The 12,200-nt window shown below is 50.5% G+C and carries 6 protein-coding genes; all 6 read left to right on the top strand.

What is annotated here, in order from left to right:
• Nucleotides 1–137 precede the first annotated feature (137 nt).
• The 6 genes from NG346_RS03035 (at nt 138) to NG346_RS03060 (ending at nt 11,404) form a co-directional block, all read left to right on the top strand.
• On the top strand, nt 138–1,133 hold the full coding sequence (locus NG346_RS03035) for a Rossmann-fold NAD(P)-binding domain-containing protein (RefSeq protein WP_262288291.1): 996 nt from the start codon (nt 138–140) through the stop codon (nt 1,131–1,133).
• Between the two features lie 482 nt (nt 1,134–1,615).
• Entirely contained in the window at nt 1,616–4,879 is a 3,264-nt protein-coding gene (locus NG346_RS03040) for a SusC/RagA family TonB-linked outer membrane protein (RefSeq protein WP_262288292.1), read from the top strand.
• Between the two features lie 11 nt (nt 4,880–4,890).
• Complete coding sequence (locus tag NG346_RS03045) at nt 4,891–6,651, top strand: RagB/SusD family nutrient uptake outer membrane protein (protein ID WP_262288293.1); 1,761 nt, start codon at nt 4,891–4,893, stop codon at nt 6,649–6,651.
• Nucleotides 6,652–6,682: 31 nt separating this feature from the next.
• Nucleotides 6,683–7,858 (top strand): hypothetical protein, encoded by a 1,176-nt coding sequence (locus NG346_RS03050; protein WP_262288294.1) that lies wholly within the window; start codon nt 6,683–6,685, stop codon nt 7,856–7,858.
• Nucleotides 7,859–7,958: 100 nt separating this feature from the next.
• Complete coding sequence (locus NG346_RS03055; protein WP_262288295.1) at nt 7,959–9,890, top strand: DUF6057 family protein; 1,932 nt, start codon at nt 7,959–7,961, stop codon at nt 9,888–9,890.
• Between the two features lie 23 nt (nt 9,891–9,913).
• On the top strand, nt 9,914–11,404 hold the full coding sequence (locus NG346_RS03060) for a TolB family protein (RefSeq protein ID WP_262288296.1): 1,491 nt from the start codon (nt 9,914–9,916) through the stop codon (nt 11,402–11,404).
• Nucleotides 11,405–12,200 lie beyond the last annotated feature (796 nt).

Consider the following 12,200-nt stretch of genomic DNA (forward strand, 5'->3'; position numbering starts at 1 on the left):
TGGCCCGGCCATCCTGTCCCCCGTTCTCCTCTCCTTTATATAATACATCACGCATGTCGTTCTGTAAGCAGCGGCTGCGCCGCTGCGATAGATATAACGTGTGCAGCGGCTGCGCCGTTGCCCATAATTTTTTATTTATGAAAACATTCTTCAACGTACAAGACCTCGGCCCCTTGCAGGCCGCTCTGAAAGAGGCCGAAGAGGTGAAAGCCAACCGCTTCGCCTATCAGCAGTTGGGCAAGAACAAAACCCTGCTGATGATTTTCTTCAATAACTCCTTGCGCACGCGCCTCTCCACACAGAAGGCTGCAATGAACCTCGGCATGAATGTCATCGTACTCGATGTCAATGCCGGTGCGTGGAAACTTGAGACGGAGCGCGGTGTCATCATGGACGGCGACAAGAGCGAGCACCTCTTGGAGGCCATCCCGGTGATGGGCTGCTACTGCGACATCATCGCTGTGCGCTCCTTCGCCGGACTCAGTGACCGCGACTACGACTACGCCGAGACCATTGTCGGCCAGTTCGTGAAATACTCCGGTCGCCCTGTAGTAGCCATGGAAACCGCCACCGTGCATCCGCTTCAAGCCTTTGCCGACCTGATCACCATCCATGAGAAGTGGACAGAGCTCAACGCCAACCCTGCCACAAAGCCTGCACACAAGCGTCCGAAGGTCGTACTCACATGGGCACCGCACTGCCGCGCTCTGCCCCAGGCAGTTCCTAACTCATTTACACAATGGATGAATGCTGCTGACGTAGACTTTGTTGTCACCCAGCCCGAAGGTTATGAGCTCGATCCAAAGTTCGTCGGTGACGCACAGATAGAGTACGATCAGCGCAAAGCCTTGGACGGTGCGGACTTTGTATATGCCAAGAACTGGAGCTGCCCGGGCGTAAAGAACAAAGACGATTACGGCAAGATACTGTCAAAAGACGCCAGTTGGACCATCGACACCGAGCACATGAGCTGGACCAACGACGGTTACTTCATGCACTGTCTGCCCGTACGCCGTGGGCTCATCGTCACCGACGACGTCATCGAGAGTCCTCACAGTCTCGTCATCCCAGAGGCTGCCAACCGTGAGATCTCCGCAGAGGTGGTGCTCAAACGTGTATTGGAAACACTCTAATAATACTATTATATATAAGGAGAGTACACATCGTTGTACTCTCCTTTTTTGCTATCTGTCTACAGAACGCTATGAAACAAGGATTCTATCTTGCTGAACTGTACAACATAGTATCAATGTTGGACAATAAAATACAATAGGTCTATCTTGACTTTTACAACTTATTCACTTTGATAAAAAAGTATCAATAATAGCAAAGATAATATTACGTATTTACATGAGAAAGCCGTATCTTTGCGATTGAAAACCGACGAGAGAACCTAAGGAACACTATAAAACCAACCTGATTGTGTTACCTTTGGTGTCAACTATAACAACAATCGAAGTCAAAATAATTAAGAACCAATTATCCATTATGCAAGAATCACCATGAAAAGAAAGCTTCCTGTTGCAAAACAATAGGACCGAAAAGCGATCGTAGTCAATACTATCGCGCTCAAGAACCCAATCATCATCAAAGAAAAAACCTAGAACGAAGTAGTATGAATTTTAATCTTAACAAAACCATGCTGTTGATGGGTGCCTGCACTGCTTTGGGACTTGCCTATAGTCCCTGTGTACATGCAGCCTCACCAAGCCTAATGGCGCAAGCTGTGCAGCAGGCAAAGAAAGTCACCGGACATGTCGTTGACGTAGATGGCCCTGTCATCGGTGCCAGTGTTGTGGAGAAGGGAAATCCCAAGAACGGCGCAGTCACAGATCTTGATGGTAACTTCACGCTGAACGTCAAGCCTGGAGCTACCCTCGTGGTGTCTTATGTAGGCTATAAGACACAGGAAATCCCCGTCGGAAATCAGTCCGACTTTGCAATCACGCTGAAGACCGACGACAAGACTCTTGAGGATGTTGTCGTCGTCGGTTATGGTGTGCAGAAGAAGAAACTCGTCACCGGTGCCACTGTAGAGGTCAAGGGTGAAGATATCGAAAAGATGAATACCACTCAGGTGCTCGGTGCTTTGCAGAGCAAAACTCCGGGTGTGAACATTACGGCCGTTTCCGGTCAGCCTGGTGATGGTTTCAAAGTAGCAGTGCGTGGTGCTGGTACCAACAGTGATACCAAGCCTATCTATGTTATTGATGGAGTAGCTGGCGGCGACATCAATAACCTCAATCCTGCCGACATCGAACGCATTGATGTGTTGAAGGACGCAGCATCTGCAGCCATCTATGGTGCCAACGGTGCTAATGGCGTGATCCTTATCACTACCAAGCAAGGTAAAGTTGGCAAAATTTCCGTCAGCTATGATGGCAACATCGGCTGGCAGAACATGTATCGCATCCCTAAACTCTTGAACGCTAAGCAGTACATGCAGGTGCAGGACATGGTATCAATGAACAATGGCGGATCAGCTTATGACTGGTCAAAGTATATCGATGCAGACCTGCTGAAAGCTTATCAGGATGGTTCAAATTCTGGTACTGACTGGTTAGACATTCTGCGTAACAAGAATGCTATCACCACCAATCATGACATCAACATCACCGGTGGTTCCGACCGTAGCAGATTCTCTACAGGTGTTGGTTATCAGTATCAGGACGGTATCCTTGGCGGCGACTATGCAAAGTCCGATTTCCGTCGTTTCACCATCCGCTTGAATTCAGAGCATGTCCTCTACCGCAACGACAAAGGACTGGACGTGGTGAAGTTCGGCGAAAACCTCTACTTCCAGCATCGTGAGAAGCAAGGTATCCAGATTGGCAACCAGTACAGCAATGTGCTTTCTACCGCTTTGCGTGCCAATCCTTGCGTACCTGTTTATGACAAGGATGGCAACTATTTTGACTCTGACGACTTGAAGAAATCCGGTACCGAGGGCTGGATGAACTATAACTCCTATACCCTCAACCCAATCTATCAGTTGGTCAACAGTCAGAGCGCCAACAATAAGAGCCGCAACTTCACGCTCAATGCTATCGGCTATATTGAAGTTCAGCCTATCAAGGGACTCACTTATCGTGGGCAGGTCAACTACAGTCAGAACTCCTACTCCTATCGTTACTTCCTACCTATCTACAGTGCTAACACTACCAACAAGGATGGCTTCCGCACAACGGATGAGACCAACCAACAGATGGGTCTTGGCTGGACATGGAGTATGACCCACACGCTGAACTACAAGTTTGCTTTGAACAATCATCATTTCGATGCTCTTGTCGGTACCGAGTACTATCAGACACGTCCGGGTATGGGTGAGAGTCTGACAGGTATGGCTACCAGTAGCATCTATGGTGACTTCAAGCATGGCTATCTCTCGCTGACCAAAGACCGTAACGGTGGTGCTACTGTCACTGGTACTCCTTATACTGACGAGACAGCAAACTCTTACTTCGGCCGTATCAACTACGACTACAACGAGACTTATATGTTCAGTGCCATTCTCCGTGCTGATGGTTCATCCCGTTTCGCCGACGGACACCGATGGGGCTACTTCCCCTCTTTCTCAGCCGGTTGGGTGATCAGCAACGAGAAATTCATGCAACCCACAGCTTCTTGGCTTGACTTCTTGAAGTTCCGTGCCGGCTGGGGTCAGAATGGTAATAAGAATATTGGCGATGCCTTTGGCTATCTGGCTACATTCTCTTATGGAGATTACGGCAACTACTCCTTCGGAAACACCAAGGAGAATTCTACTCAGGGTGCTTATTTGAGCCGTCTTTCCAATGATGATCTTAAATGGGAAACTTCTGAGCAGACCGACCTCGGTTTCGATGCCCGCTTCCTGAATGGTCGCTTGGGCGCTACGATGGACTGGTACTACAAGAAGACGAAGGATCTGCTCGTACAGGTTCAGGTTCCAGGAACCTCTGGCTTCTCTACGCAGTGGCAGAACGCCGGTACCGTACGTAATACCGGTTTTGAAATCGCACTTAACTGGAACGACAAGATTGGCCGCGACTTCAACTATGGTGTGAACTGGAACATGGCCTACAACAGCAACAAGGTTACCAAGATCAACAATGCCAACCATTACAATGAAGGCGGTAATGACTTGCTTGCTCAGAACACAGGTATCATGGCACGTATGGAGGAAGGACACCCAATTGGCTACTTCTATGGCTACAAGACCGAGGGCGTGATGCAGAATGCAGTCGACATTCAGACTTATCTCGACAAGAACTGTGGCGGCAACGCTGCCAACTCATTGCAGGGAACAGACATCAAGCCGGGTGATCTGAAATTTGTGGATGTCAACCACGATGGTAAGATCGATGGCAACGACAAGACTGAGCTTGGCGATCCTAACCCCGATGTGACCATGGGCTTTGGCTTCAACATTGGCTACAAGGGCTTCGACTTGAGTGCTACAGCATATGGTGCTTTCGGACAGCAAGTGATGCGCTCTTGGCGTAAGTTCACCGATGGTCAGTATGAGAACTATACCACAGAGGTATACAAGTACTGGCATGGTGAGGGCACTTCCAACAAATATCCTCGTCTGGCTCCGGGCAACACAGGTCCAAACTGGCAACAAATCTCTGACATCTATTGCGAGAACGCCAGCTACCTGCGTTTGCAGAATCTCACCGTTGGCTATGACTTCAAGAGCATTTGGAAGAGCTGTCCGTTTGAGCAGTTGCGCCTCTACTTCACTGCTCAGAATCTGTTCACCATTACCGGTTACGACGGTATGGATCCTGAGAACGGTATGGCTCTCAACAGCAGCGAGCCTTGGGTGACCGGTGTGGATGTCGGCAATTATCCTTCACCGCGAACATACCTGATTGGTGTCAATATTAAATTCTAAAACCAGAAACAATGAACAAGCTATTATATTTATTGTCAGCAGCCACGGTAAGTCTCACGCTGGCATCCTGCTCTTTGGATGCTGACGACATTACCGAAGCTACCACCGACAAGTTCCCTACAACGGAAGAGGACGCAACAGCCTCGCTTGCCGGCGTATATAATAATCTAAACCAGGTGGCCGCCACACCACAGGAGTCATTCCTCTATGTTTCCATGCTGGCCAGTGACGACAACCTCGGTGGTGGTGGTACCAACGATAAGCTCATGCAGGCTGAGGACTTGCTCTGCAATTATAACCAGAACATGACCGAGCAGTTCTACAAGGATCGCTATCAGGGCATTTCCCGTGCCAACATCTTGATAGAGGCTCTGCCAAAGATCACTTCTCTGTCTGATGATGTGCGCAACACCGATTTGGGCGAAGCTCTCTTCCTTCGTGCTTTCTACCACTACGAGCTTGCCTCCATGTATGGCAACGTGCCCTTGATGACATCGGCAACAGGTAAAGTAGTGAAGCAGGGTGACGTGAAGACCCTCTGGGGACAGATCCTTCAGGACTTTTACCAGGCCACACAGTTGCTGCCCGCAAAGCGCCGCAACGACGGACATGTGGACAAGTACACTGCAGAAGGTATGCTGGCACGCGCCTGGTTGTTCTACACTGGTATGTACTGCAACGGCACAGAATTGAAGGATTTGGTCAGTACCACGTACAACCCTCTTACAGAAGTTGATCTTCCCGATGGCACCAAGCTGACGAAGAAGATGGTTTCTGACCTCGTCGATGACTGTGTCAACAATTCTGGCTACTCTCTTGTTTCTGACTATCGTAACCTCTGGGCCTATACCAACCGCTGTACAGTGGAAGACTATGACTACACCAAAGGTAAGGGCTTGAAATGGGTAGAGAACGACCAGACTCAGGCAAGCGACAGCAATCCGGAGTCTATGTTCGCCATCAAGTTCAACAAACTTGCTTCTTGGAGCACGACCATCGGCTATGCCAATGGTTACGCACTTCACTTCGGTATGCGTGGCGGCCAGGACTACGCTAATACGTTCCCCTTCGGCCAAGGCTGGGGTGCAGGTCCTGTAGCTCCCAATCTTGTAAAGGAGTGGAAAGCTGACGAGCCCAACGATATGCGTCTAGAAGCTTCTATCCAGGATGTCAACAAGCTGCCGGCTTACAAGAAAGGCGGTTGGGCTGACTTTGTTCAGGAGACCGACTATTACGAGAAGAAGATTTCTCCTATTTCTGCCAAGGACGGCAACAAGTATATATGCTGCTTCGAGGATTTGATGTATGGTGACAAGGGCGGACTCAGTGGCGGCTATGGCGGCAACATGCAACTCGATAACATCCACGACCTTGTACTTCTGCGCTTCGCTGACGTGCTGCTCATGCAGAGCGAATTGGAAGAGAACGTAAGTGGTATCAACAAAGTGCGTGCTCGTGCCGGACTGGCTCCTATTGCATCATACTCTCTCAAAGCTCTTCAAAACGAACGTCGTCATGAGCTCGCTTTCGAAGGTGTACGTTGGAATGACATCCGTCGCTGGCATATCGCCGCTCAGGCTTTGGAGGCACAGAACAACCAGCCTGTCTACTATTGTGGCAAGGAGGCCAAGAACACAGCTCACAATGGTGGCTATGCAGCCCGCTACAATGCTACAGCCGGATTCTTCAAGATGCCTGAGAACCAGATTTCCTTGGGTAGCGTAGAACAAAACCCAGGCTGGGACAACAGTTCCGAATACCAGGGCTGGTAAGCGCTTTGTTTCACTTTAAAAGAACATTGACATGAAAAAGATATTTTTTGCAATGCCTCTGCTGGCCTTGGCATTAGCTTCCTGTGATCCTTCTGATATTGAAGGTGGATCTGAGTGGGGAGATGTCGCCGCTGACCAGCTTAAGGTAAGTGCCACACCCGTTCAAGTGGACGGAAAGAACTCCAACCAAATACATGTGGTCTGCAATTCCCCGACCAATGTGGCTTGGCAGGCAGACCAGTTGATAGAGAAAACTACTAACACTGTTTCTGCTGATGCTACCATCTATTTCACCAAGTTGGGACAAAACACAGTAAAGTGCCTGACAACCAATGATGGCGGTACTCCCGAGGAGAAAGACCTTACGGTACAAGTAGATACCATCACTTACCTCACCGATGATCTGAAGAATCGCCTTTGCGTCGGTCAGACGGGTGGTGCCGATCACTTTGGCGTAGGCTTTAACAAAGCCCTTATCAAAGTAGAGCAAGACAAGGATGCTCAAGGCCTACCGGGCAACAAGCTGAATATTGTCAGCAATGTCAACCCTGTGCTCTGCACGTTTAAGTGGGGAACCACAACGCTTGACAAGAACATCGGTTCGCTGACTGTCTATGACATGGGCAAGCCTTTGAAGCTTTCTGTGGATATCATGGATGCAGCAGGCAACACGAAAACTATCGATCTCGGTGAATACACAGCTCAGGCTTACACCGAAGCACCTGCTGAGATTAAGCTGATCACCGGTTGCGATCCTAAGGATCCAACGACAGCCAATGCTACCAAGACATGGGTGCTCGCAGCTGGCAACAACTGGGGTAATGGCGCAAGCACTGATGCTGCCGGGAGCTGGTGGACTACTGATGTCACTGGTCAGGGTGGTTCTTACGGCGAGATGACCTTCTCTTGGAAGGACGGTACGCTGACAACAACCATCTATGATGAGTCCAACCAACGCGGTGACAAGAGTGGAACTGGTACATTTAAGCTTGACTTCTCTGCACGCAACACCAGTACGAATGTTATCTGTAACCTCATCACAAGTGGTTCTGGCAACATTGTCTTTCCATACATTATCAATGAGAATTACAAGGAGAGCCATAACTTCGAGATTACCAAGGTCACAGATGAAGATCTATACATCCGTGCCCAGCATACGACACCAAGTGGAGAGGGTACATTCTGGCACTTCGTTGTTAAGAAATAGGTTTCTTTAAATTGTCTATTCAAGCATGCGCCATGAGTCTGTCCAAACAGGCTCTTGGCGCTGCTTTCTTCATTTATCATTTGTATCAACTACCTTTTTTATGTGGTCGTTCATTCATAAGCATCTGCAAGGCTTCCTTTCCCTGCTCTTCGCCATTGCCATAGCGCTCTTTTGGGCCTTCCCTTACCGATGCGCACTCAGCTACCAAGAGCAGTATCAGCTGTTTCTCTTCACCCCATCCTATTTCACCGAGCGCATCAGCGTTCCGGGTGGACTAGCCGACTATGTGGCCGAGTTCATCACACAGTTCTACTATGTCTATGCGCTGGGTACCATACTCCTTGCCCTTGTATTCTTTTGTCTGCAACGACTCACATGGGTGCTGATGCGGCGCAACGGCGTGTCGCCGTCGTGGTATCCGCTGAGCTTCATCCCCGCCGTTGCCCTTTGGGCGCTCATGGGCAACGAAAACGTGCTGCTCTCCTTTGCCATTGCCTTGCTCGGCATGGAAGAGATGATGCTCCACTATATCATCGTGCGTGACCATAGCCGTGGGTGGGTGGCACCGACCGTCTATCTGCTCATCGCCATCCCCGTGGGTTACTGGCTGGTGGGACCGGTCGCAATCGGATTAGCATTGGCAACCGGGTTCCACAGATCCTCCTCCACTCTCTCAAAGAGAGAGGGAATGAGCAATTCACAAACACGCCCACACGCCTCCTCTACAAGCATTAGCCCGACACAAGTCCAATCCTTTGCCGAGAAGAAGGCGGAGCACAAGCCGTTGGTGACGCCAGTGGGATGGATGCTGCTGAGCGTTCTCTACTTCGTAGCCATTGTCTGGTTGGGCGGACACTTCCTGCAATATCCTTATTACAAGTTGTTTGGTGGCATCAACTATTTCCGCTATCCCGGCATCATCCCCTTGATGCAGTGGGTAGTGGCGGCACTATTTGCCCTGTTGCCCCTCGCAGCTTCCTACCTACCACGTTTGGAGGGCAAGAAAGCCATACGCGGCGAGGTTGTTCAGCTTGTCGTCATCGTGCTTGCCACCGTGCCCCTGCTGCACTCCAGCTTCGACCGTGCCACCTACGAACTCATTGATTACGACTATCTCGTGCGCACCCACCAGTGGCAGCGCATCATAGAGAAAGCCGAGAAGCGGCAGCCCTCTTCACCGATGAGCGTGAGCTGTGTCAACCTTGCCCTTGCCATGCAGGGCCAGCTCTGCGACCGTCTCTTCGAATTCTATCAGAATGGTGCTGAGGGCCTCTTCCCCACATTCACCCGCGACATGACCTCACCGTTGCCCACAGCCGAGGTGTTTTATCAGTTGGGCATGGTCAACGATGCCGAGCGCTACACCTTTGAGGCTCAGGAAGCCATACCCAACTATCGCAAGAGCGGCAGGCTGACGCGCCGCATCGCCCAGTGCGAGATCATCAACGGCAACTATGCCGTAGCCGCCAAATACCTGCGCATGCTTGAGAACAGTCTGTTCTACCGCCAGTGGGCCCGTAGCCAGGAGCGTTTCCTCTACAACAGTGCAGCTGTCAAAGCCGATCCGGAATACGGTCGTCTGTGCGACATCCGCATCAAACATCACGACTATCTCTTCAGCGATCAAGAGATGGACCAGATGCTTGGCCTGTTGCTCGTCGACAACAAGAAGTACGACAACCGCATGGCCTACGAGTATCTCATCGCCTACGAACTGCTCCAGCGTGATGTAAATCGCTTCATGCAGTACTATCCCCTGGGGCGCTTCGTGCAGTTCGACCATATTCCCTACGCTATCCAGCAGGTGCTTATCGGCTCATGGCTGCAACGCCACAACACGCTGCAAGGCATGCCCTACAGTGTAGACCGGCAGAATGTCGACGCCACAGTGGCCTTCATCCGTGCTTATATGACCAACCGCAACGATCCAGCCCTCAACCAGCCGCCACTCGCCTACAACGCTTGGCACTATCTGCTCATGAGCGGCAACACCAAGAAGAAGGGTAAAGAGAAGATGCAGACCATCTATTGATAACCTTTTAGAACAACACAGAAATGAAGAAAATAAGTTTCATTATCGCCTCATCACTTGTAGCGGTCGTCTGTCTTAGCCTCGGACTGCTGACCTCGTGCAGTAGCAAACCCTCCAACGCTACGCCAGTCAACGCTCTGCCAAGGATTTTTCCTGACTATGCCGGTACAACCATCCCCGCAGACATCGCACCCCTCGACTTCAGCGCGGTGGGCCAGGATGCCGAGGCCATGTACGTCGTGGTGAAAGGTTCGAAGCGTGGCAAGATGGAAGCCAGCGGCGACTATGCCGACTTCGACGTTGATGAGTGGCACCGTCTCACCGAAGCCAACAAGGGCGGAAAGCTCGTGTTCTCGGTATACATCAAGCGCGGCGGCGAGTGGAAGCAATATCGCGACTTCACGGTCAATGTCTCCTCTGACCCGCTCGGCGAGTGGGGACTCACCTACCGCCTTATTCCTCCCGGCTACGAAGTCTATGGCAAGATGGGACTCTACCAGCGCAACCTGAGCAACTTCGACGAGCAGGCCATCCTCGTCAACACTGCCGTGCCCGGTGCTTGCCTCAATTGTCATACAAGCAACCAAACATCGCCCGAACAGTTCACCTTCCACATCCGTGGTGCTAACGGCGGCACGCTCATCTCGCAGCACGGACGCGTGGAAATTCTTAAAGCCAAAAACGACTCGCTCAAAGGCTCGATGGTCTATCCCTATTGGCACCCGTCAGGGCAATGGGTTGCCTATAGCACCAACCAGACTCATCAGAGCTTCCATGCCGTCCGCAGCGAGCGCATCGAAGTCTTTGACCAAGCCTCCGACGTGCTCATCTATCATCCCGCCACTCATCAGATCGTGCTCAACCCAGCAGTGATGACGAAAGACCACTACGAGAACTACCCGGTGTTCTCGCCCGACGGACGCACGCTCTACTTTGTCTCCTCTACGGCATGGGGCATCCCGGCACACTATAAAGACATCAAGTACAACATCTGTCGCGTGGGCTTTGACCCAAAGACGGGACACACCGTAGGCAAGGTCGACACCATTTTCAACGCCCGTCTGATGGGAAAAAGCGCCAACCATCCACGCCCGTCCTACGACGGCCGTTTCCTGCTCTTCACCCTAAGCGACTATGGCTGCTTCCCCATCTGGCACAAGGAGGCCGACCAGTGGCTGCTCGACTTGCGCACGATGAGCGCCCACCCACTCACGGAAATCAACAGCGAGAACACCGACTCATGGCACAACTGGAGCCGCAACAGCCATTGGATCGTCTTCACCTCACGACGCATCAACGGCTACTATACCCAGCTCTATCTGGCTCACGTCGACAGCCGCGGACGCATGGGCAAGCCTTTCCTGCTGCCTCAGCGCAATCCCTGGCTCTACTACGACCGCCAACTCAACAGCTACAACACGCCCGACTTCACCCTCCGCCCCGTCCATCTCAACGCCCGTAAGGCTGCCGGGGACATACTTAGCAGCGAACGCGTAGCGACGGAAATCAAGTAATATCCGTTCTTAAAAAGGAGAAAGTTAAAACCTTAAACATCATCAAAACATTTCACAAAAGGCCTTTCTCTGAACCTTGCATTCTAGAGAGAGCAGAAGCGAAAAGAGGTCTCTTTCCATCAAAAAGCAACAAGGAAAGTGTGAAAAAACTGGTCTCTCACCATCAAAACAGTGGTTTCACTTGGTCAAAAAGGCTATTTCACACGATCATCTCGGTTGTTTTACCTTGTCAAAACGCCTTTCTGAGCAAAAATTCTCTAGAGAATTTCTGCTCAGAAAGGCGTTTTCTTCTTTACCCACTTGGCCTTTTCTTTTATCGAAAAGGCAAAGCTATTATAACATACTTATTATCAACAGATTACAAAAACACTCGTAATTTTCGCAAAATTCAGAGCAAAGTGACCTCTCGTGCAAAAGATCGCCAAAATAAGGACCGTTTTTTGTCAGTTTTCTAAACAAGCACAAACGTTATAGCATAGCCAACTCTTCTGCTGCAATTGGTTTTTTGACGATTTAGCCATCGGCTGGCAAAATGATGTGGCGATAATAGTCAGAATATAGAGAAGCCATACTATTCGTGCCGAAAACGTGATAATTGACACTGAAGCTCGTGCCGAAAATGTGAAGGAAAGCGGAAAACTCGTACCGAAAATGTGATGAACTACACTGAAACTCGTGCCGAAAATGTGATAAATATGATTAAAACTCGTGCCGGAAGCTTGAAGGTCTATTGCGAGAAATACCGTCCCAGACTGGCTCTGCGTACAAGTCTTTTACCCTACGAGCGCAACGAAGA

It is taken from the genome of Hallella absiana (genome assembly GCF_025457485.1).
GTDB classification, from domain to species: Bacteria; Bacteroidota; Bacteroidia; order Bacteroidales; family Bacteroidaceae; genus Prevotella; species Prevotella absiana.